The organism is Dietzia sp. 111N12-1 (assembly GCF_001658045.1).
In the GTDB taxonomy this organism is placed as follows: Bacteria; Actinomycetota; Actinomycetes; order Mycobacteriales; family Mycobacteriaceae; genus Dietzia; species Dietzia kunjamensis.
In genome coordinates this window covers 34,102-54,868 of the sequence record NZ_LSSV01000071.1, presented here as the reverse complement: position 1 = coordinate 54,868, position 20,767 = coordinate 34,102, and the positions used below count along the sequence as shown (strand labels likewise).

Genomic DNA, 20,767 nt, shown 5'->3' with positions numbered 1-20,767 from the left:
GGACGGGCCCGACTAGTTGGTGAGGATCTTGGACAGGAAGTCCTTGGCCCGGGCGCTCTGCGGATTGGTGAAGAACTCCTCCGGGGTGGCCTGTTCGACCAGTTCCCCGTCCGCCATGAAGATCACGCGGTCGGCCGCCTTGCGGGCGAAGCCCATCTCGTGGGTCACCACGACCATGGTCATACCGGTCTTGGCCAGCCCCGTCATCACGTCGAGGACCTCGTTGATCATCTCCGGGTCCAGGGCGGACGTCGGCTCGTCGAAGAGCATGACCTTGGGGTCCATCGCCAGCGACCGGGCGATCGCCACCCGCTGCTGCTGGCCACCGGACAACTGCGCCGGGTACTTGGACGACTGCTCGTGGACACCGACTCGCTCGAGCAGTTCCATCGCGCGCTTCTCGGCCTCCGACTTGGACTGCTTGCGGACCTTGATGGGGCCCAGCGTCACGTTCTCGAGGATCGTCTTGTGCGCGAACAGGTTGAACGACTGGAACACCATCCCGACGTCGGCCCGCAGTCTCGCCAGCGCCTTGCCCTCCTCGGGCAGCGGTTTGTCGTCGATGGTGATGGAGCCGGATTCGAAGGTCTCGAGCCGGTTGATCGTGCGGCACAGCGTCGACTTCCCGGAGCCCGAGGGCCCGATCACCACGACGACCTCCCCCTGCTCGATGGACAGGTTGATGTCCTTGAGCGCGTGGAAGTCACCGAAGTGCTTATTGACGCCTGAGATCTCGACGAGAGCCATGGTGGGATCATAAAGGTCCGGTGAACACTTACCGGCCAACTCGGCAGTAGTTGTTCGCGGTTCGGGTTTCCCGGAACGGTCGACATGACGCTGACCGCTACGTACCGTTCTTACATGGCGATATCTGATGTAAGGGAATACGCCCATCTCTCCGCCGAGGACGTCGATGCCATCGGTGAGGAACTGGACGCGATCCGCCAGGAGGTCGTCGACTCCCTCGGGGACGACGACCGCCGCTACGTGCAGAACACCATCCGCCTGCAGCGCGGACTGGTGACCGGCGGCCGGGTCGTCCTCCTCTTCTCCGGGTACCGACCCGCGTGGCTGGTGGGCACCGGACTACTGGCGGCCGGGAAGATCATCGAGAACATGGAGCTCGGGCACAACGTGATGCACGGGCAGTGGGACTGGATGAACGACCCGGTCATCCACTCCAGCTCCTGGGAGTGGGACATCGTCGGCACGTCCGAGCACTGGAAGGCCACCCACAACTACCACCACCACAAGTACACCAATATCGTCGGCATGGACGACGACGTCGGGTACGGCGTGGTGCGGGTGACCCGCGACCAACCGTGGCACCCGGCGAACTCGCTCAACCTGGTGTGGAACACGATCCTCGCCCTCGCCTTCCAGTGGGGCGTCGGCGTCCAGCACCTGGAGATCGCGCCGGCGACGATCAACTCCTCCGGGCGGGCCGAGCGCAAGAAGCGGATCGGCCAGTTCCTCCGCAAGGCCCGGCGCCAGGTGGGCAAGGACTACGTGTGGTTCCCGCTGCTGTCGGGGCCCAACTGGAAGTCCACCATGAGCGCCAACATGACCGCGAACATCATCCGCAACCTGTGGTCCAACGCCGTGATCTTCTGTGGCCACTTCCCGGACGGCGCCGACAAGTTCACGCTCGACGATCTCGAGTCCGAGACGCAGGCGCAGTGGTACCTGCGCCAGATGCTCGGCTCCGCGAACTTCACCGGCAGTAAGCTCACACACTTCATGTCCGGCAACCTGTCGTTCCAGATCGAGCACCACCTCTTCCCGACGCTCCCGTCGAACCGGTACGCGGAGCTCTCGGAGAAGGTCCAGGACGTCTGCCGGCGGTGGGACCTGCCGTACACCACCGGGCCGCTGTACAAGCAGTACTGGCAGTCCTGGCGCACCATCGCCAAGCTCTCGCTCCCGAACCGGTTCCTCAAGGCCACGCCGGACGACGCGCCGGAGACCCGCTCGGAGAAGATGTTCGCCGGCGAGCCGACGACCTACGACGACGCCGTGGGTCCGCGCTCCGGCCTGGTCACCGCGCTCAAGCACCACACCGACCCCGACCAGCTCCGCCGTCTGACCCGGACGGTCTGAGCGTGGCAGGCCCGGGACCCGGCGACCGGACCCCGAGCGTCGACGGGACGCATCGCCGACCCGACGGCGCGACCGACGCCGAGATCGAGGCGGCCGGGACCGTCGGCGAGGCGATGGAGTACATCGAGCGCGCCCGCGGACACCTGTACGACCTGCACCAGCTGATCGGCCGGGCGGACATCCTCTTCCAGGAGGCCGCCGACCAGCTGGACGATGCCGGCCGGTCCGAGCTCGCCGCGCGCATCCGTGAGGAGATGGTGGGGGTCAACGTCCTGCACGGGCGCTGGACGTTCCAGATCGTCGAGGAGTTCGACGACGGGTTCTGGAGCACGGCCCGCGCCCTGGACAGTGCGGTGCGCGACGAGCTCACCGGAGGACGACGGCATGTCCACGAGGCGGAGATGAAGGAGGCCAACCGGAGCGGCGGCCGCCGGGGGCACGAGGCCACCCCGCGGGATCGCAACTAGGTCCCGCGGACCGCCAGCCTGCCACCCGGGTACACGGCCGCCGACTCGCCGCCCGGGTCGTCAGCCGGTGCGGTGGCGGCCGGAGATCCTGTGCCTCTCGGCCTCGGTGAGTCCGCCCCACACTCCGTAGAGTTCACCGGAATTGAGGGCGAACTGCCGACAGGTATCGAAGACCGGGCACGTGGCGCAGACCGACTTGGCCTGCTCCTCCTTCTTGCGCCGCTCCCCCTTCGACTCCTCCTCCAGGCTGTAGAACAGGTCTTCGTGCCCGATGCACGCGGCGTTGTCACGCCAGGACCAGAAGTCCGAGGTGGGTTCGAGGTTCCTGTATCTCGGCATTCATCCTCCGTCCCTGCGCCTCGCGAAGTGCCCTGCCTCGAGCCCTGAAAGTTCGTCGTTCGCAGTCGATGACGCAATACTGTCAGGGTTCCGGGGACGTCGCGCCGCACTTTCGGGGTCGTGAGATGAAGTATCGCCCCCGGGGACGGCATGTGTGCAGCAGTTATCAGCCTTCGTGATGGCATCGTGAGAAAACGCCTAGGCGTGGTGGGGTGGCGTGGATCACCCGAAAAGGGGCCTACTTCGTCGTCGTCGTCGCCCGGATTACCTCCGCGGCGCGGTGTGCCGCCCCGTCCACCCCCCACCACGACCGGATCCCGGCGGCCTCGCCGTCGAGGGCGCGGTCCACCTGTGCGCGCACCTCGCGCGCGACCGCCGTCGGGCCGTCGCCGTAGCGCAGGACCGACGCGCCGGGGATGGAGCCGAGCGCCTCGGCGGTGGCGTCGTGTTCGCCGTACTCGTGCTTCCCGGGGACGACGACCAGCGGCACATCGGCGCAGGCCGCGTCGGCGACGGACGCCTGACCCGCGCCGGTCACCACGACGTTCGCAGAGCTCAGCACGGGCCAGGGGTCGGAGTGCCACTCGCCGTCGGGCCCGCCCAACTCCACCCAGTCCGTCACGCCCAGCTCCGCCGCGGTGGCCCGCACGGCGCGCCAGAAGCGGTGGTCACCGCCGGTGCCGGAGGCGTTGAGGTGGACGACACGGGGGCGACGACGAGCCCGCTCCTCGCGTCCGCGTCGCTCGAACCGAGAGACGCCCCCGATCTCGCTCACCCGCTTCTCCGCCCGCGCCACGGTCTCGCGGTGCACGCCCGGCGGCCAGGCGGCGATGAGCCTCTCGGCCGCCCGGCACCGCAGCAGATGCGGTTCGTCGTCGCGCACGCCCGGGGGAAGGGTGCTCACCATGGGTGTACCGGTCATGCGGGCGGCCAGCGACATCGCCGGGGAGCCGTCGACCCACAGCGCGCGGGGGCGTTCACGGTCCATCCACGCCACGGCGGCACGACGGGCGGCGAGGGTGATCTCGTCCCGCGCCGGCGGTCCGGCCGCGTGCGCGGCGGCGGGCCCGGTCCGTGCGTCCGGCTCTGTCGGCAGGTGGACCACGCGGGTCCCGGGGGGACGCTGGGTGTCGTCGAAGGGGCCGGTGACGAGCATCGTGACCTCGTCGCCCCGGTCGCGGAGCGCGGCGACGACCGGCAGCACCCGGTGCAGGTGCCCCCGTCCACGGTTGTGGACGTACACGCCGATCATCGCCCGGTCGCCCCTAGGCCGACCCCCGGGCGGCGCCGACGAGCGCCTCGCAGAAGGCCGGGAGATCGTCGGGCCGGCGGCTCGTGAAGACCCCGTCGTCGCTGACGAGCTCGGAGTCGACCCACTCCGCGCCGGCGTTGACCAGGTCGGTCCGCAGGCTCGGGAAGGAGGTGACCTTCCGGCCGCGCACCACGTCCGCCTCGATGAGGACCCACGGCGCGTGGCAGATCGCGAACACCGGCTTGCCGGCCTCGACCATCTCGCGCACGAGGGTCACCGCGTGCTGGTCCCCGCGCAGGGCGTCCGGGTTCGCGACGCCGCCGGGCAGGACGAGCACGTCCACGTCGGCCGCGGAGATGTCCGCACTCGTGCGGTCCACGGGCCGGGTGCCGGCCGGGCTGAGGTGATCGACCAGCCCGACCTCGCCGTCCTCCGTGCTGACGAGGACCGGCCGGAAGCCGGCGTCGGAGACGGCGTCCCACGGTTCGGTGAGCTCGACGCGCTCGATCCCCTCGGAGGCCACGAGGAAGGCGACGGTACGGGTGTCAGTGAGTGCATCCTGTGTCTCGGTCATGATCCCGATCGTGAGGTCCTGCCCGCCGCGCCGCAACCGGTCCGGCGACGGTAGACCCGGCTTCTCCGGTCCGGCACGATACCCCCATGGGCAGACGAGATCGGATGGACCGCAGAGGGCGTCGCGACAATAGGCGCGGTGGGTGCGGGTGCGGGTGCTCGCTGGTCCTGCTGCTCCTGCTTCTGGCGGGTCTGGTGGTGGCCGCGGAGTTCGGCGCGCGCTGGTACCTGTCGGACCGGGCCGAGCGCGAGGCGTCGGCGGAGCTCGGGGCGCCGGTGTCCGTGGAGTTCGGGACCAGCCCCGTGTTGTGGGACCTGGCCACGCAGCAGGCCGTGGGCACGGTCCGCCTGACCTCCCCCGGTGACGCCACCGTGCCGCGGATCGACGTGACCGGCTACTCGGTCTCGCAGGTCGACGGCGGTATCCGCGCCGAGTCCGCGGACGGCACCGCCACACTCAGCGCCGACCAGCTCGCGGCGGCCGCCGCGGAGGGCAACCCAGCGGAGGGCTCGCCGATCGCGGGCATGACGGAGGTGCGCTCGGTGCGCCCCGACGCACCGGCCGGCCTGCTGCGCGCCGACATCGGCGGCATCGCGGAGATCGGGGTGCAGCCCGGGGTGAACGACGGGCAGCTCACGCTCACGCCGCAGCAGACCTCGCTGCTGGGGTTCCCGCTGCCGGACGGGCTGTTCTCCGGCATCACCGGCACCGTCGACACGACGATGGCCTCACTGCCCGAGGGTGTGGTGATCGAGGACGCGCGCGTGGTGGACGACGGCCTCGAGGTGATGCTCGGCGGGCGTGACGTGGTGCTGCGCTAGGGGTGGTCAGTCGGTCGCCGGCGCGCACAGCCGCGTGGGCTCGGTGCGGCCGCGCACCACCTCGGACCCGACCTCCTGCCAGCGGCCACGCTCGGACTCCGCGGCGGCGTCGGCCGCCACGCCGGAGGCCAGCACCAGGCCGGGCTGCTCCTTGGCCAGCTCGCACAGCCGCGAGGCCTCGTTCACGGCGTCGCCGATGACGGTGTACTCGAAGCGGTCGTCCGAGCCCACGTACCCGGCCACGACGTCCCCGTAGGACGCCCCTATGCCGGCGCGGCAGTCCGGCACCCGCGCGGGCAGGCGCTCGGCCAGCACCCGCGCGCAGGCCAGGGTCGCGGTCGCCGGGTCCGCCATCGACCGGGGCGCGCCGAACACGACGAGCGCGGCATCGCCGAGGAAACTGTCGACGATGCCGTCGTACTCCTCCACGGTCTCCACGACCACGGAGAAGAACCGGTTGAGCACGTCCACCACCTCGCCGGCCTCGGACCGCACGGCCATCTCGGTCGAGCCGATGAGGTCGACGAACACCACGCCGACGCGGGAGTCGCGCCCGCCCAGCTCGGGATCGTCGAGCTCCGCGGCCTCCGCGACGTCGCGACCGACGTGTCGACCGAACAGGTCGCGCAGCCGTTCGCGTTCCTGCAGCCCCGAGGCCATCTCGTTGAACCCGCGCTGCAGCTCACCGAGCTCGGTGGCGTCGTAGACCACCACCCGCCGTGACAGGGTGCCGTCGCTGATGTCCTGCATCGCCCACCGGACGCTGCGCAGCGGGGCGATCATCGAGCCCGTCGCGAGGGAGATGAGGAGGAACCCGGCCAGGAGGGACGTGGCGCCCAGGACGATGACGACGACGGCGAGGCGTTCCAGCGACAGGGCGCGACCCGCGAGTGTGTAGATCGCGACGATGATCAGGCCCGTGACGGGCACCCCGCTACCCAGGGCCCACGCCACCCGGAGCCGCGTCATGGCGCCGAGGAGCCGGGTCCGCGGTGCGCGGCCCGTGGACAGTGCGACCGCCGCCACGGGCCGCAGGCCGAAGTCGGCGAGCAGGAACGCGGCGCCGCACACGACCATCCCGGCGAAGACGATCGTGAACCCGACCACCGGGATCGAGGACGGGTCGACCACGCCGTACGCGGGGGTGACCACGGCCGCGCCGAGCAGCCACAGGAACGCCTGGATGACGGTGACGCGGCCGGGCAGGCGCAGCGTCGCGACCCGCTCGCGATCGGTGGGGTCCCGCCCGTCGAGGAACCACCGGACCCGGCGGTAGACGGCGCCGGTCACCCAGATCGTGCCCACGATGATCGCCATCGTCACGTAGACGGGCACCACGATCACCGAGGGGACGAGGAACTCCCGCGACAGCACCGCCGGGCCCGGCAGCACGAAGAAGACCAGCACCACGGCCACCGCGACGCCCACCAGGTTGGAGGCGAGCAGGGTCAGGACCAGCAGGATCCGGACGCGCAGCGCGCGAAGGCGGGCGGACTCCTCCTCCCGGCCGAGAAGCACCGACCCCAGTTCCGGTCGACGCAGCAGGGACAGGTCTATTCGCACGCCTCGTATCGTGCCACCACGGGGAGGCGATAGTGATGCCCTCGTCACACCCGGGCCGCGGGGCTGGGGTGTGGGGCCCGCTACGCGTAGGGTGGTCCTCGGACGGCCCGCACCACTCTTGCCTCGGGCCGTGCGGTTGTCGACCTCCCCGTGGTCGCGCACCGGGCGCATCGCTCACCGAAGTGGATGCGACTCCCCGCGAGCGCGCCGGGCAAGACGCCATTCTCTATGTACGGAGCCTTCTCCCTTGTCACGTTCTTTCGCCGATCTCGGCGTTCCTTCCCCCCTGCTCGACGTTCTCGGCAGCGCGGGGATCACCACCCCCACCCCCATCCAGTCGGCCACGCTGCCGGACGCACTGACCGGCCGTGACGTGCTGGGCCGGGGCCGCACCGGCTCCGGCAAGACCTACGCGTTCTGCATCCCGCTGGTCGCCCGCCTCGCCGCGTCCGGCGGCCGCCGCGCCCGCAACTCCCCGCGTGGGCTGATCCTGGCGCCGACCCGTGAGCTCGCCCGGCAGATCAACGAGACCCTCGAGCCGCTGGCGACCTCCATGGGCCTGAAGACCACCGTCATCTTCGGCGGCGTCTCCCAGGGCCGTCAGGTCGAGGCGCTCAATCGTGGCGTCGACATCGTCGTGGCCTGCCCGGGTCGACTCGAGGATCTCATGGGACAGAAGCACTGCCGCATGGACTCGATCGAGATCAGCGTGCTGGACGAGGCCGACCACATGGCCGACCTGGGCTTCCTGCCCGGCGTCACCCGCATCCTCGCGGCGACCCCGTCCGGTGCGCAGCGACTGCTGTTCTCCGCGACCCTGGACTCCGGCGTCCAGAAGCTGGTCACCAAGTTCCTCACCGATCCCGTGGACCACTCGGTCGACGACGGCACCGCCACCTCCGGCCCGACCGCCCACCACGTGGTGCGCGTCGACGCCGACGACCGCGTCCGCGCGCTGGCCGACCTGGCCGTGGCGCACCCGCGGACCGTGATGTTCACCCGCACCAAGCACGGTGCCAAGCGTCTCGCGAAGCAGCTCACCGGCCGCGGCGTCGTGAGCGTGGACCTGCACGGGAACCTGTCGCAGAACGCCCGCGTGCGTAACCTCGACGCGTTCTCCTCCGGTGCCGCGACCGTGCTCGTGGCCACCGACATCGCCGCCCGCGGCATCCACGTCGACGACGTCGGGCTGGTCGTCCACGCCGATCCGCCGGCCGAGCACAAGGCCTACGTCCACCGTTCGGGCCGCACCGCCCGCGCGGGCGCCATCGGCACCGTCGTGACCGTCGCCACCTCCGACCAGGTGCGCGAGGTGCGGTCGCTGCTGCGCGCGGCCGGGGTCACCGCCGGCGAGATCGAGCTGCCCATCGGCGCCGATGCCGCCGTCGCGTTGGCCGACGCCCCGGAGCCGCCCGCGCACGTGCCGTCCGACGACGGCGCCGAGGGCCAGTCCGTTCGCGGGCAGGCCCGTCGCAGCCGCGGCCAGGGCCGTCAGAACCAGAACCAGCAGCGTCAGGGCCGCGGTGGCGGTCAGGGCCGTGACGGCGAGCAGAGCCGCAGCGGCGGGCAGGGTCGCGACGGCGGCCAGAGCCGGGACGGCGCCGGCCGTGGTGGTTCAGAACGCGGTGGTTCGGAGCGCGGTGGTTCAGAACGCGGTGGCCGTGATCAACAGGGCTCCGGCACCGGCGGCGCTCGTCGTCGTCGTCCCCAGACCGCCGACGCCCACGGTGCGCCCCGCCAGGGCTCCGCACGTCAGGGCTCCGGCACCCGGGGCTCGGGCGGGCAGCGCTCGGGCGGCCAGGGTTCCGCGACCCAGGGCTCCGGCGCACGCCAGTCGGTCGGCCAGGCGGCCGGGCGGCCCCGCAGCGACCAGCGTCGCCGCTCCACCCGCACCGCCGGCTGACCCGAGGGGAGCCGCCCTCCCCTCCCCTCCCCTCCCGGAAATCCGCTACTCGGAATCCGGATCGGCTACTCCAATCGGACTAGCCGATCCGGATTTCGAGTAGCGGATTTTGGCGTTGGGGCGCCGGTCAGCCGAAGACGGTGATGGTCTGCCGGCTGATCGCCGCCAGCTCGCCGTCCGGCCGCCACAGCATCGCGTGGGTGTGCGCGTAGCCGTCGCGGGCGGCATCGGTGGCGGCGGCGTAGCCGAGGATCGACTCGGCCGGGAACGCCTCCGGGCCCACCTCGGCGATCAGCTCCAGCGTCCACGTCAGGCTGCTGCCGGGCGCGAAGCCGTCGAGCATCTGGATGGGAGCCGGCGGCCACGCGTCGGCCAACACCACCAGGTGCTCCTCCTCGAACCGCTCCGGGGCCTCGCGCAGTGACGCCCACCCGGACAGGTCGGCCGTCTCGGAACCGGAGAACGGCAACTGGCCGCCGACCTGCCGCAGCTCGACAAACTGGTAGAACTCCGGAGTCAGCTTCTCGATGTAGGGGAACGCCTCGATCGCCGTCGGATCGCCCAGCGCAGGCATCGGATGGGCGGGCGCGACCGAGATCGACGACTGCCGGTGCTTGCCGAAGGCGGCCAGCGCGGTCGCGACGATCGCGCCCTCCTGCCGAACGGTCGCCTGGCACTGGACGACGTTGGAGCCCACGCGCAGGATCTCGGCGTCGACCTCAACGGGGCCGGTCGTCGCGGGGCCGATGAACGACACGGTGATCGACCGCAGCGGGTGGACGACGGGGGCCGAGCCGTCTCCGGTATCCCGACTACGCAGGCACCCCTTCATCGCGGCCAGCAGCAGGGCGCCGGTCAGGCCCCCGAAGATCGCCCTGCCCTGCGTCCAACCCTGCTCGACCTCGACGGTCCCGCCGCGCGCGGCGGCCTCCAACATGCTCGTCAGCGACATGCGGTCATTCTGTCACCGGGGGTCAGCGGCTCTGGTGGGCGCGTCCCTTCCGGACCCCGGCCAGCGCGGTGGCCAGGCCGGGCATGCGCGGCCCGAGGGCGAACATCTTCTCGCTGCGGGTCTCCGGGGCGTTGTCGGCGGTGCGGCGGAGGAAACGGTCCGGCAGTGACAGCCGCGCGATGGTGCGCCATGACTGCAGGTACTGCTTCCACAGCGGCCCGCTGACGTACGGCAGGTCGTAGCGCTCGCACAGTTCGCGGACCTTGAGCGAGATCTCCGAGTACCTGTTGGACGGCAGGTCCGGGAACATGTGGTGTTCGATCTGGAACGACAGGTTGCCGGACATGAGGTTCATCGCCGGGCCGCCGTCGAGGTTGGCGCTGCCGAGCATCTGCCGCAGGTACCACTCCGCCTGCGTCTCGGTCTCGATGTCGTCCATGGTGAACTTCTCGGCACCGTCGGGGAAGTGCCCGCAGAAGATCACGGCGTTGGTCCAGATGTTGCGGATGATGTTGGCCGTGATCGTGGCGGTGAGGGCCTGGCGGCCGCTCGGTCCGGCGAGCACCGGGAACAGGATGTAGTCCTTGAGGATCTGCTGGCCGGCCTTGCGCAGGAACGCGCGGGCGCGGCGGCGGTCGGCAGGGGACGCCTCGCGGTCGAACGCGTCGGCCGTGTCGACAGCCTGCAGGCCGATCCCCCACTCGAAGCCGAGCATGAGGACGGCGTTGACGAGGACGTTCCCGGCGAACCGGGGCTCCCAGGGGATGTCGCGGGTCACGCGCAGGACACCGAACCCGACGTCGTCATCGATGCCGACGATGTTGGTGTACTTGTGATGCAGGTAGTTGTGGGTGTGCTTCCAGTCGGCGGAGCTGCCGACGAGGTCCCACTCCCAGTTGGTCGAGTGGATCTCCGGATCGTTCATCCAGTCCCACTGGCCGTGCATGATGTTGTGGCCGAGTTCCATGTTCTCGAGGATCTTGGCCACGGCGAGTGTGCCGGTCCCGAGGGCCCACACGGTGCGGTTGCGGGCGCCGAGGTACAGCAGCGCGCGGGCACCGAACTCCAGGCCTCGCTGGAGTTTGATGATGCTGTGGATGTAGCGGTAGTCGCGCTCACCGCGGGAGGCGATGACCTCGGCGCGGACAGCGTCGAGCTCCCGCCCGAGCTCCTCTATCTGGTCGGAGCTGAGGTGGGCGTATTCGCCGACATCGGAGATCGCCATACATCCAGGATAGGCCGGTTCGGGTGCCCGCGGCTACGGCTGCGGGTCCGGCAGCCCTGCTTTCGTGATCAAGGGCACCCGATCCGACCACGTCAGTCACTCCAGGCGCGCCGCAACACTTCCAGGGAGCCGTGGACCCGCTCGACCGTCGATCCCACCGGCGCGATCATGAGTTCGTCGGCCCCCGCGGTGCGCGCGAAGTCGGTGAGGTACTCGCGCACCGCCGGCCCGTCGCCGACCGCCGTGTAGTGGATCATGTGCAGAATCTGGCGACCGCCGGCGGACTCCATGATCATGTCGAGTTCCTCGTCGGAGAACTCTCGCCCGCGGCCGGCCATGAGCTTGACCCGCTGGCGGCGGTACCACTGCAGTTCGCGCTCGGCCCGCTCGGTGTCGTCGTCCGCCACCACGTTGACGGCGGCAATCATGTACGGCTCTGCCAGCTGCTCGCTGGGCTGGAAGCGCTCGCGGTAGACCTGCGAGGCCTGCTCGAGGGCGTCGGGCGCGAAGTGCGAGGCGAACGCGTACGGCAGCCCGTAGGCGGCGGCGAGCTGCGCGCCGAACAGGGACGAGCCCAGGATGTACAGCGGCACCTTGGTGCCCCGCCCGGGAATGGCGGCGATCCCGCGCGTGCGGGCGAAGTCGGAGGGCGAGTCGCCGAGGAACGCCTGCAGCTCGCGGACGTCGTCGGGGAAGTTCTCGGCCGCCGACGGCTCGCGGCGCAGTGCACGCAGGGTCTGCGGGTCGGTGCCGGGGGCGCGCCCCAGGCCGAGGTCGATGCGTCCGGGGTGCAGCTCGGCGAGGGTGCCGAACTGCTCGGCGATCACGATCGGGGAGTGGTTGGGCAGCATCACGCCGCCGGAGCCGAGCCGGATCCGCTCGGTCTGCGAGGCGATGTGCGCCATGAGTACCGCCGGCGCCGAGGAGGCGATGGACGGCATGTTGTGGTGCTCGGAGTACCAGACCCGCTCGTAGCCCAGTTCCTCCGCCTTCTGCGCCAGCGCCACCGAATCCTGCAGTCCCTCCCCGATGCTCTGGCCGGGGCGGACGGTCGCGAAGTCGATGACGGACAGAGGCAGGGCAGCACCGGACTGGGGGGAGGTCATGCCCCGTGCAACCCGGTCCCCCGGCAGGCTATTCCTGTTGGCGCCCGGGCGGGGGCGGCAGACTGGGGGGCATGTCCCCCGCCGCTGACCGCCCCACCGACAACCCCACCGACGGCCCCGACAGCCCCGCCGGCCGTCCCGTCGACCTCGCCCGCCTCGTGACCGTCATGCGCGAGACCGGCCCGCTCGTGCACTGCCTGACCAACTCGGTGGTCCGGCAGATCACCGCGGACGTGCTGCTCGCCGCCGGGGCGGCGCCCGCGATGGTCGACCACCCCGACGAGGCCTCCGACTTCGCCGCCATCGCCTCCGGCGTACTCATCAACGTCGGCAACCCGACGGCCGAGCAGGTCGAGGGCATGCACGCCGCGATCGCCTCCGCCCGCGCCGCCGGCACCCCGTGGGTGCTGGACCCGGTGGCGGTCGGCGGTCTGGTCCTGCGGACGGGGCTGGCCACCGACTGGCTGGAGGCCGGGCCGGCCGCGATCCGGGCGAACGCGTCGGAGACCATCGCGCTCGCCGGCACGGGGGCGGGCGGCCGGGGCGTGGATTCCACGGAGGATGTCGTCGCCGCCGAGTCCGCTGCCCGGGACCTCTCGGCCCGGTCGGGGGCCGTGGTCGCCGTGACGGGGCCGCGGGACCTCGTCGTCACCCATCACCCCGGCCACCGCGGCGAAGCCGCGCCTCCCACCCGCACCACGTGGGTCGAGTCGGGTCACCCGCTGCTGCAGAAGGTCATCGGCACCGGCTGCGCCCTCGGCGCGCTCACGGCGGCCTATCTCGGGGCGGCGCGGTCGGCCGGGATCGCGGACCACGACGCGGTGGTCGCCGCTCACGCCCACGCGGGCGCCGCGGGGACGGTCGCCGCGCGCGCCGCCGCGGGCCCGGGCAGCTTCGCGGTGGCGTGGCTCGACGCCCTGTACACGCTGACCCCGGAGGAGATCGCGGGCCTGGTCACGGTGTCGGAGGCGTGAGCGGCGCCGGTGTCGACTGGCGGCTCTACCTGGTGACCGACCCCCACCTGGGCGGCGGGCGCGACGCGGTGCCGTGGATCGTCCACGAGGCGGTGCTGGGCGGGGTGGGTGTGGTCCAGGTGCGGGACAAGGAGTGCGACGACGACGAGTTCGCCACACACGCCGCCGCCGTCGCCGAGTCCGTCGCGCGGGCGTGCACCGAGACGGGCCGTGACGTGCCGGTGTTCGTCAACGATCGTCTCGACGTCGCGCGGGAGCTGGGACTGCACCTGCACATCGGCCAGCGGGACGTGCCGTTCGCGGCGGCCCGCGCGGCGCTGCCGGGCGGGCTGATGCTGGGGTTGTCGATCGAGTCGGACGCGCAGTTGGCCGCGGCGATGACGGGGCCGGGACCGGCACCGGACGTGATCGGGGTGAGCCCGGTGTGGTCGACGGCCACCAAGACCGACACCGCCGAGGCGCTCGGTCCCGAGGGTGCGGACCGGTTGGCCCGGGCCGCGCACTCGTACCGTCGAGCCGGGGGCGTCACCGGCGGGACCGACGCGGGCATCCGCGCGGTGGGCATCGGCGGGGTCACGCCCCTGACCGTCGCGCGGTTGGCCGCCACCGAGCTGGACGGGGTCTGCGTGGTCTCGTCGATCATGGCCGCCCCCGACCCGCGGGCCGCGGCCGCCGACCTGCTCGCCCGCTGGGACGCCGCACGCCGCTGATCCGGGCACGGGTGCAGGATGCGGGCCCGGGGCTCAGGTCCGACCCGGCCCGGCCTTCCGGGCGCGTGGCGCTGGTTATCTCTTGCGCTCGGAGAAGTCCGCGAACCGCTCCAGGTCGCGGACGTGGCCGGACACGATGATGACGTCGTCCGGGCCGATGATGGTCTCCGGCTGGGCGTACTGGAACGGGCTGCCCGGGGCCTTGATGCCGACGATGTTGACCTTGTGACGCTTGCGCGGGTGGCAGTAGTCGATCGACTTGCCGATGACGTCCCGTGGTGGCCGCATCTTGACGATGGCGAAGTCCTCGTCGAACTCGATGAAGTCCATCATCTGGTTGGCCACCAGGTGGGCCACGCGGACGCCGGCGTCGTGCTCGGGGAACACCACGTGGTCGCATCCGATGCGGGTGAGGATCTTGCCGTGGGCCTGGTTGATCGCCTTGGCCCAGACCTGCTCGATCCCCAGGTCGACGAGGTTCACCGCGACCAGCACGGACGACTCGATAGAGGTGCCCACGCCGACGACGGCGGTGGAGAAGTCCTGGGCCCCGAGCTGTTGGAGTGCCTCGAGGTCGGTGGCGTCGGCTTCCACCACGTGGGTCAGGGAGTCGGCGTACCTCTGGACGAGTCCGTGGTCGCGTTCGACCGCGAGGACCTCCCGGCCCTGGCCGACGAGTTGGGTGGCGAGGGAGACGCCGAACCGGCCCAGGCCGATGATGAGGACTGGGGACTGGCGGCGGGTGCGATCAGCCAATGATCGGCCTCTCTGTGGGTAGGCGATACCTGGTCCGCTTTGCTCGCATGGTCAGCGCGGTGGCGAAGGTGATGATGCCGACTCGTCCGGCGAACATCAGCCCGGACAGAAGGTACACCCCCGCCGGCTCGAGTTCGGCGCTGAGACCTGAACTCAACCCGCAGGTGGCGAAGGCGGAGATGGACTCGAACAGGGGGCGTCCGAGATCCTCACCGGTGAGGATCATCAGGGCCAGGGCGGATCCGGCGACCAGCGTGAGCCCCATCCCGGCCACGGACACCGCGACCCGGATCGACGAGGTGGGCAGCGCGCGCCCGTGTGCCGTGGCGTCCTCCCGGCCCCGGGCCTCGGCGAGGAAGGCCAGGAAGATGACGGCCAGGGTGGTGACCTTGACGCCGCCGGCGGTCGAGACCGAACCGCCCCCCACGAACATCAGGGCGTCGGTGATGAGCATGGTCGACGCGGTCGTGTCGACGGGGTCCATGATGGCGAATCCCCCGGAGCGCATCATCACCGACGCGAACACCGAGTGCTGCAGTTTGTCGACCACGCCCTCGCCACCGAGGGTGGCCCCGTTGCTCCACTCGAGCGCGGCGAACCCGAGTGCGCCGACGAGCATGAGCAGCACGCTGACCTCGACCGTGAGGCGGGTGTGGAGGTTCCAGCGTCCCAGGTGCCACTGGTGCTTCCACAGCACCAACAGGACGGGGAAGCCCAGACTGCCCAGGAACACGGCGCAGATCAGCGCCCAGAACACGACGGGGTCGTCGGCGACGGAGGCCAGGCCGTCGGGGTGGAGGACGAACCCGGCGTTGTTGAACGCCGACACCGCGTAGAACACCGCGCGCCACAGCCCGTCCCCGAACGTGCCCTGCTGGGCGATGAACCGGGGCGCGAGGATGAGCGCGATCACGAGTTCCACCAGGGCGGACGAGACGACGATGGTCTTGATCAGCGATCGGACCTCGCCCAGCCCACCCGCCGACACGCCCGTCTGGGCGAGCAGCCGGGTACGCACCCCGAACTGCCGGGTCACCGAGAGCGCCAACAGGGAGGAGATCGTGACGATCCCCAGGCCACCGAGCTGGATGCCCGCGAGGATCACCACCTGCCCGGCCGTGGACCAGTGGGTCGCGGTGTCAACGGTGGTCAGGCCGGTCACCGACACGGCGGAGGTGGCGGTGAACACCGCGTCGTGCAGGTGCGCGTGCTCTCCCGAGGAGGTGGCCCAGGGCATCATCAGCAGCACCGTGAAGACCACGATCGCCGCGGCGAACGCCAGGAGCGCCGAGCGCGCCGGGGAACTGTAGGTGAACGCCCGGGCTGCCTGCGCGCCCGAGGACAGGACCCCCGGAATCGTCGAGACCATGCCGAGAGGGTAATCCCGGCCGCCGCGTCGGCCACAGTTGGTGCGGGAAGTCATTACTGAACGGCGTCAACACTCGTAACGTCGGCGGTATGCCACGGATCCCTCTCGAAATCACGCTGGTCGAGTTCCCCAGTACCTCGATGTCCGCCACGAGCGATTTCCTCGCGACCGTCTGCGGCTGGGAACCCACCGTGTACGGGGGGTCGTACACCTGCTTGGCCGGCGGGGGCATCGACGTGGGCGTGCAGGGGGACGACGACGAGCAGTCCCCCGCCCCGCTCATGGTGATCCGCGTGCCGGACCTCGACGAGGCCCGCGAGCGGGTCGAGGCCGCCGGCGGCGTGGTGACGTTCGGGCCGTTCGACTTCCCCGGTGGCCGTCGTTTCCATTTCCGGGAGCCCGGCGGGAGCGAGATGGCGATGTGGGTGCCGGCGCCGGTCTAGGACCGTCCGGCCGGCGCGAACCCCTCGGGCAGTGCGAGCCGGGTGAGCTTGTCCGGGTTGCTGTGGAAGTAGAGGCGTGAGATCTGGCCGTCGACCACACCGACCTGCGCCACCCGCAGGACCCCGCGGGCGAGGACCGCCAGCGCGACCTCGCCGTTGACCTCGACGGGCGCGATCATCCCGCCCGAGAGTTCCGTGGCCTTGATGAGGAAGTAGGCGCACTTGCGGGCCCCCACGATGTCACGCCGGGCGGCGTTGACCTTGCCACCGCCGTCCGAGATCACGCGGGCGTCCGCGGTGAGGGCGGCGATCGTCTGCGTTAGATCGCCGGCCAGGACGGCCTCCACCAGCGTCGAGATCACCGCGTCCGAGGCGGGTTCGGGTGGACGCAGGTCGGACGCCAGGCGGTGCCGGGCCCGGCTCACCCACTGGCGGACGGTGGCCACGGCCGCGCCCAGGGTGTCGGCGATCTCCGCGTAGGGAAGGTCGTACGCCTCACGAAGGACGAACGCCGCGCGCTCATCCGGGCCCAGCTGTTCGTAGGCCAGCAGCACGGCGATCCGCAGATCGTCGCGGCGCTCGGCCCGGTCCGCCGGCAGCAGGGCGGTGTCGACGGGCTCGGGCAGCCACTCGCCCACGTAGTCCTCCCGCTTGCGCCTGCGCAGCCGGTCCAGACACAGCCGGGTCGCGACAGTGGTCAGCCACGCGTCGACATTCCGGGGCGCGGACGACGGATCGAGCGCCACCCATCGCGCGAGCGCCTCGTCGGCGGCGTCCTCGGCGTCGGCCCAGGTCCCGGTGATGCGGTAGCCCACGCCGAGAAGTCGGCCCCGCACCCGCTCCAGCGCGGCGCGGTCCGGCAGCACGGTGCCGGCCGTGCTGGCCGCGGCACGGTCAGCCACCGGCGCCGCCCCATCGGCCACGGGGGTCGCGGGTGGGGCCACGGTCATCGCCGGGTCGCCGGTTCCAGGTCGCTCGGGACGAGTCCGCGCAGCGTCGCCGGGTCCTTGCGGGTGGCGATCGCTATCCGGTTCCATGCGTTGATCGTGACGATCTCCATGACCAGCTGTCCAGCCCCACCTTCGCCCCGGTGGCGGACCACCTCGTCCCACAGCTCGTCGGGCACGGAGTCCTCGCCGTCGATGTGGGTGACGGCGTCCGCGAATGCCAGGACCGCCCTTTCGGCCGGGGACAGCCCCTCGGCGTGGGCGGGCCAGTTCTCGGAGACCGCGATCCGGGCCTCGTTCCACCCGTCCTTGCGGGCATCGCGTCGGTGCATGGCCAGGCAGTAGCGGCAGCCGTTCACCGCGGAGACGCGGAGCCGGATGAGGTGGCTGTCCTCCCGGGACACCCGCGCCCGCGAGTAGGCCTCGAGTGCCAGCATGGGTGCCATCGCTCCCGCGCTGACCTGTTTGCGCTGTTCGGTACTGCGTCGTGGTGTGCTCATGTCTCGTCGACGCACGAGGCCGGCCCGATGTGACAGACACGGTGGGAAGTGTGATGCGAATGTAATAGTTTCCTTCGAAATCTGTGGTGTGGTGGACCGTAAGGCGGTTGTCGTCTATACGCTCCGCGTCCCCCTACCCGCACGAGAGGCCCCCATGGATCCCTCAGTTCTCGGCCCTGTTTCCGGCTCGCTCATGGCTCCGATCGACTTCCTCGTCGACACCCCCGCGGAGCCGCTCGCCCATGTGTTGTACGACATGGCCATCGGCGTCATGGAACTCGGTCTCGGCCTGTAACCCCGGACCCGACTCGCTCACGTCAGGAGCATCGTCATGCCACACCCTGCTTTCCTCGACCCGATCTCCACGGCCGTGATGAACCTCGTCGACGGGCTGTCCCGGATGAACGCCCCGGTCGAGACGATCACGTCTCTGACCATGTGGGCCTGGGACATCGCCGACCTCGGGAGCTGATGCGCCCCCCGCCCCGCCGCGTCGAGCGGGTTCGGGGCAGTAGCCCGATGATGCGGATCGGGACGATCCCCTGTCGCGCCCGGCGTCGTTCCCTTCTACCCTGAGCCCATGACCGACCCGGACGATCTCCTGCTCTCCGATGCCGAGCGGCTGCAAGCCCTCACTGCGCTCGGGGACCACTACGCGTCCGGCCGACTCGACGATCCCGACTTCCACGCCCGCTCCGGCGACGTGGCTGCCGCCCGCACGCTGGGTCAGTTGCACGGCTCGTTTCGCGATCTGCCCGGCGGCACCCCCCTGACCTCGGTCGACGGCATGATCGTCCAGTCGGCGGCCGCCGGGCGCGGCGAGCTGATGCCTGCCTCGTCGTCGTCGTCTTTATCTCCCACGCAGTCCTCGGCTCCCGCCACCCGCGACCCCGACGCCGACCTGGACGACCTCCGTAAGCGCGGCAAGCTGGTCGAGTCGCTCGACGGGATCGTCTTTGGCGTCACCATGATCGCGTTCCTGGTCCTGCAGTTCATCGTGGGCTGGCAGTACGCATGGATGGTGTGGCCGACGATGATCGTCACGCTGGGCGCACCGCGGGCGATCCTGCGCTTCACCGATTCGGACGAGAAGACCTACGAGAAGATCAAGAAGGCTGATCAGAAGGCGCGCGAAGACCGGCTGCGCGCAGCGGAGGACCGCATCCGCGAGCTGGGTGACGGGCGCGAGAACCGGGGCTGATCCGTCCCTCCGGGCGCGGGCGGGGCGTGTGGTGCGGGCGCCAGGCGTCTGCGGTCAGGTGTCCTCGAGTGCGTAACCCTTGCGCTCCGGGAGGGTGAAGGCGGCGAGGGCGGCGACGACGAAGGCCGCGGCGAAGACCCCGAAGACCATGACCGTGTCGCCCAGATCGAGCAGGAGCGGCACGAGCAGTGGCGCGATGATCGAGGCGATCCGCCCGAACGCCGCCGCGGCGCCGGTGCCGGACCCGCGGGTCGCGGTGGGGTAGAGCTCCGGGCCGATCGCGTACAGAGCGCCCCACGCGCCGAGGTTGAAGAACGACAGCGCCATGCCCGCGGCGATGATCGTGGCCGGGGAGTCCGCCAGGCCGAACAGTCCGGCCGCCACCGCCGAACCGGTGAGGAACACCGCGAGCGTGACCCGCCGACCCCAGATCTCGATGAGCCACGCCGCCACCGCGTACCCCGGCAGCTGGGCGAGGGTGATGATGAGCGTGTAGCCGAACGACTTCACCAGATCGAAGCCCTGCGAGACGAGCAGGCTGGGCAGCCAGATGAAGGCGCCGTAGTAGGAGAAGTTGATCCCGAACCACACGATCCACAGGGCGGCGGTGCGCCTACGCAGGCGCGCGGACCAGATGGACTCGCCGGGCTCGCCGGGCTCGGCGGTCTCGGCGGTCTCGGCGGGCGATGCGGGTCCGACGCCGTCGGCGACGGGCGCGGCCGCGTCGGCGCCGGCATGAGCGGGCGCGGCCGTGGACGGCGCGGCCGGCGGCTCGACCCCTGCGGACGCCTCGTAGTCGCGGACGATCCGCTCGGCCTCGTCGACGCGGCCCGTCGATTCCAGGTAGCGCACCGATTCGGGCAGTCCGAATCGCACGACCAGCGCGTACGCGGCCGGGATGACCCCGATGGCCAGGGCCCACCGCCACCCGTCGTCGCCGACCGGCACCACGAAGTAGCCGATGAGGGCGGCCAAGATCCAGCCGACGGCCCAGAACCCCTCGAGGATCACCACCACCCGGCCACGGATCCGCCGCGGCGCGAACTCGCTGACCAGGGTAGACGCCACCGGCAGTTCGGCGCCCAGGCCCAGGCCGACGATGAAGCGCAGCACGATGAGCATGGCGATGCCGGTCGACAGGGCCGCCGCGCCGGTGGCGAGGCCGTAGACCAGCAGGGTGGCGGCGAAGACCTGGCGTCGACCGATCTTGTCGGCGAGCAGTCCGCCGAGGGCGGCGCCGATCGCCATCCCCACGAACCCGATGGACCCGACCCAGGACAGCTCGGTGGGCGAGAGCGACCAGTGGACCGCCAATGCCGCCATGACGAACGAGATGAGGCCGACGTCCATGGCGTCGAGTGCCCAGCCCACGCCGGAGCCGAGCAGCAGCTTGCGGTGTTTGCGGGTGAACGGCAGGCCGTCCAGGCGCTCCGTGCGGGTCGTCATGGCGGCCACGCTACTCGGCGACCCCGACACAGCCCGGCGCCAACCTGGGCTGGACGTGGACGAATGTCCGAGTAACCTGTGGGTAGCTGTGTTACACATCACAACAAGAGGAGCTCCTC

Annotated in this window: 23 protein-coding genes; 10 read left to right on the top strand and 13 right to left on the bottom strand. The window is 71.0% G+C overall.

Annotated elements, in window-relative coordinates; genetic code table 11:
* Nucleotides 1–12 precede the first annotated feature (12 nt).
* Entirely contained in the window at nucleotides 13–747 is a 735-nt protein-coding gene (locus tag AYO52_RS14620; protein ID WP_067718874.1) for an amino acid ABC transporter ATP-binding protein, read from the bottom strand.
* Between the two features lie 114 nt (nucleotides 748–861).
* Here AYO52_RS14620 and AYO52_RS14615 point away from each other — a divergent pair, with 114 nt between their 5' ends.
* Complete coding sequence (locus AYO52_RS14615; RefSeq protein WP_067718873.1) at nucleotides 862–2,100, top strand: fatty acid desaturase; 1,239 nt, start codon at nucleotides 862–864, stop codon at nucleotides 2,098–2,100.
* Nucleotides 2,101–2,102: 2 nt separating this feature from the next.
* The gene (locus tag AYO52_RS14610) at nucleotides 2,103–2,567 is read left to right on the top strand and encodes a hypothetical protein (protein ID WP_067718870.1); all 465 of its coding nucleotides are present in this window, start codon (nucleotides 2,103–2,105) and stop codon (nucleotides 2,565–2,567) included.
* A gap of 60 nt (nucleotides 2,568–2,627) precedes the next feature.
* On the opposite strand, the gene AYO52_RS14605 is transcribed toward AYO52_RS14610, so the two are convergent.
* The 3 genes from AYO52_RS14605 to AYO52_RS14595 all read right to left on the bottom strand — a co-directional run bounded on the left by AYO52_RS14605 (nucleotide 2,628) and on the right by AYO52_RS14595 (nucleotide 4,732).
* Nucleotides 2,628–2,906 (bottom strand): WhiB family transcriptional regulator, encoded by a 279-nt coding sequence (locus AYO52_RS14605; protein ID WP_067718868.1) that lies wholly within the window; start codon nucleotides 2,904–2,906, stop codon nucleotides 2,628–2,630.
* A 238-nt stretch (nucleotides 2,907–3,144) separates the two neighbouring features.
* Nucleotides 3,145–4,158, bottom strand: coding sequence for a glycosyltransferase (locus AYO52_RS14600; RefSeq protein ID WP_067718865.1), 1,014 nt, complete (start codon nucleotides 4,156–4,158; stop codon nucleotides 3,145–3,147).
* A 13-nt stretch (nucleotides 4,159–4,171) separates the two neighbouring features.
* Nucleotides 4,172–4,732, bottom strand: coding sequence for a type 1 glutamine amidotransferase domain-containing protein (locus tag AYO52_RS14595; RefSeq protein WP_067719144.1), 561 nt, complete (start codon nucleotides 4,730–4,732; stop codon nucleotides 4,172–4,174).
* 86 nt (nucleotides 4,733–4,818) lie between these two features.
* On the opposite strand from AYO52_RS14595, the gene AYO52_RS14590 reads away from it, so the two are divergent.
* Entirely contained in the window at nucleotides 4,819–5,553 is a 735-nt protein-coding gene (locus AYO52_RS14590) for an LmeA family phospholipid-binding protein (RefSeq protein WP_067718862.1), read from the top strand.
* Nucleotides 5,554–5,559: 6 nt separating this feature from the next.
* Here the strand turns inward: AYO52_RS14590 and AYO52_RS14585 are convergent, their stop codons facing one another.
* On the bottom strand, nucleotides 5,560–7,116 hold the full coding sequence (locus AYO52_RS14585) for an adenylate/guanylate cyclase domain-containing protein (protein WP_082924051.1): 1,557 nt from the start codon (nucleotides 7,114–7,116) through the stop codon (nucleotides 5,560–5,562).
* Nucleotides 7,117–7,363: 247 nt separating this feature from the next.
* Between AYO52_RS14585 and AYO52_RS14580 the strand changes: the two genes are divergently transcribed.
* Nucleotides 7,364–9,019, top strand: coding sequence for a DEAD/DEAH box helicase (locus tag AYO52_RS14580; protein ID WP_067718859.1), 1,656 nt, complete (start codon nucleotides 7,364–7,366; stop codon nucleotides 9,017–9,019).
* A gap of 127 nt (nucleotides 9,020–9,146) precedes the next feature.
* On the opposite strand, the gene AYO52_RS14575 is transcribed toward AYO52_RS14580, so the two are convergent.
* From AYO52_RS14575 to AYO52_RS14565, 3 genes are all read right to left on the bottom strand, one after another.
* A complete protein-coding gene (locus tag AYO52_RS14575) occupies nucleotides 9,147–9,971 on the bottom strand; it encodes a thioesterase family protein (protein ID WP_067718856.1) in 825 nt (274 codons plus the stop codon).
* Nucleotides 9,972–9,993: 22 nt separating this feature from the next.
* A complete protein-coding gene (locus AYO52_RS14570; RefSeq protein ID WP_067718854.1) occupies nucleotides 9,994–11,196 on the bottom strand; it encodes an acyl-CoA desaturase in 1,203 nt (400 codons plus the stop codon).
* 92 nt (nucleotides 11,197–11,288) lie between these two features.
* A complete protein-coding gene (locus AYO52_RS14565; protein ID WP_067718851.1) occupies nucleotides 11,289–12,302 on the bottom strand; it encodes an LLM class flavin-dependent oxidoreductase in 1,014 nt (337 codons plus the stop codon).
* Between the two features lie 71 nt (nucleotides 12,303–12,373).
* On the opposite strand from AYO52_RS14565, the gene thiM reads away from it, so the two are divergent.
* Both thiM and AYO52_RS14555 read left to right on the top strand, forming a co-directional pair.
* Nucleotides 12,374–13,276, top strand: coding sequence for a hydroxyethylthiazole kinase (gene thiM / locus AYO52_RS14560; protein ID WP_082924050.1), 903 nt, complete (start codon nucleotides 12,374–12,376; stop codon nucleotides 13,274–13,276).
* Complete coding sequence (locus AYO52_RS14555; RefSeq protein WP_067718848.1) at nucleotides 13,273–13,986, top strand: thiamine phosphate synthase; 714 nt, start codon at nucleotides 13,273–13,275, stop codon at nucleotides 13,984–13,986. Before thiM ends, AYO52_RS14555 begins: the two co-directional genes overlap by 4 nt.
* 75 nt (nucleotides 13,987–14,061) lie before the next feature.
* On the opposite strand, the gene AYO52_RS14550 is transcribed toward AYO52_RS14555, so the two are convergent.
* Both AYO52_RS14550 and AYO52_RS14545 read right to left on the bottom strand, forming a co-directional pair.
* On the bottom strand, nucleotides 14,062–14,742 hold the full coding sequence (locus AYO52_RS14550; RefSeq protein WP_067718846.1) for a TrkA family potassium uptake protein: 681 nt from the start codon (nucleotides 14,740–14,742) through the stop codon (nucleotides 14,062–14,064).
* On the bottom strand, nucleotides 14,735–16,111 hold the full coding sequence (locus AYO52_RS14545; protein WP_067718843.1) for a TrkH family potassium uptake protein: 1,377 nt from the start codon (nucleotides 16,109–16,111) through the stop codon (nucleotides 14,735–14,737). The genes AYO52_RS14550 and AYO52_RS14545 overlap by 8 nt, the downstream gene beginning before the upstream one ends.
* Nucleotides 16,112–16,200: 89 nt before the next feature.
* Between AYO52_RS14545 and AYO52_RS14540 the strand changes: the two genes are divergently transcribed.
* On the top strand, nucleotides 16,201–16,554 hold the full coding sequence (locus tag AYO52_RS14540) for a VOC family protein (RefSeq protein WP_067718840.1): 354 nt from the start codon (nucleotides 16,201–16,203) through the stop codon (nucleotides 16,552–16,554).
* Here the strand turns inward: AYO52_RS14540 and AYO52_RS14535 are convergent.
* Nucleotides 16,551–17,456 carry a sigma-70 family RNA polymerase sigma factor gene (locus AYO52_RS14535; protein WP_253702195.1) on the bottom strand — a complete coding sequence of 302 codons (906 nt, stop codon included), beginning with the start codon at nucleotides 17,454–17,456 and terminating at the stop codon, nucleotides 16,551–16,553. The two genes, AYO52_RS14540 and AYO52_RS14535, sit on opposite strands and share 4 nt — an antisense overlap.
* A 44-nt stretch (nucleotides 17,457–17,500) precedes the next feature.
* The gene (locus AYO52_RS14530) at nucleotides 17,501–18,001 is read right to left on the bottom strand and encodes a carboxymuconolactone decarboxylase family protein (RefSeq protein ID WP_067718837.1); all 501 of its coding nucleotides are present in this window, start codon (nucleotides 17,999–18,001) and stop codon (nucleotides 17,501–17,503) included.
* Between the two features lie 154 nt (nucleotides 18,002–18,155).
* Between AYO52_RS14530 and AYO52_RS18415 the strand changes: the two genes are divergently transcribed.
* The 3 genes from AYO52_RS18415 to AYO52_RS14525 all read left to right on the top strand — a co-directional run bounded on the left by AYO52_RS18415 (nucleotide 18,156) and on the right by AYO52_RS14525 (nucleotide 19,202).
* Nucleotides 18,156–18,296 (top strand): hypothetical protein, encoded by a 141-nt coding sequence (locus tag AYO52_RS18415; RefSeq protein ID WP_156523631.1) that lies wholly within the window; start codon nucleotides 18,156–18,158, stop codon nucleotides 18,294–18,296.
* 36 nt (nucleotides 18,297–18,332) lie between these two features.
* Complete coding sequence (locus AYO52_RS18410; protein WP_156523630.1) at nucleotides 18,333–18,473, top strand: hypothetical protein; 141 nt, start codon at nucleotides 18,333–18,335, stop codon at nucleotides 18,471–18,473.
* 108 nt (nucleotides 18,474–18,581) lie between these two features.
* Nucleotides 18,582–19,202, top strand: coding sequence for a DUF1707 domain-containing protein (locus AYO52_RS14525; protein ID WP_067718835.1), 621 nt, complete (start codon nucleotides 18,582–18,584; stop codon nucleotides 19,200–19,202).
* A gap of 54 nt (nucleotides 19,203–19,256) precedes the next feature.
* Here the strand turns inward: AYO52_RS14525 and AYO52_RS14520 are convergent, their stop codons facing one another.
* Nucleotides 19,257–20,648 (bottom strand): MFS transporter, encoded by a 1,392-nt coding sequence (locus AYO52_RS14520; protein ID WP_067718831.1) that lies wholly within the window; start codon nucleotides 20,646–20,648, stop codon nucleotides 19,257–19,259.
* Between the last annotated feature and the right edge of the window lie 119 nt (nucleotides 20,649–20,767).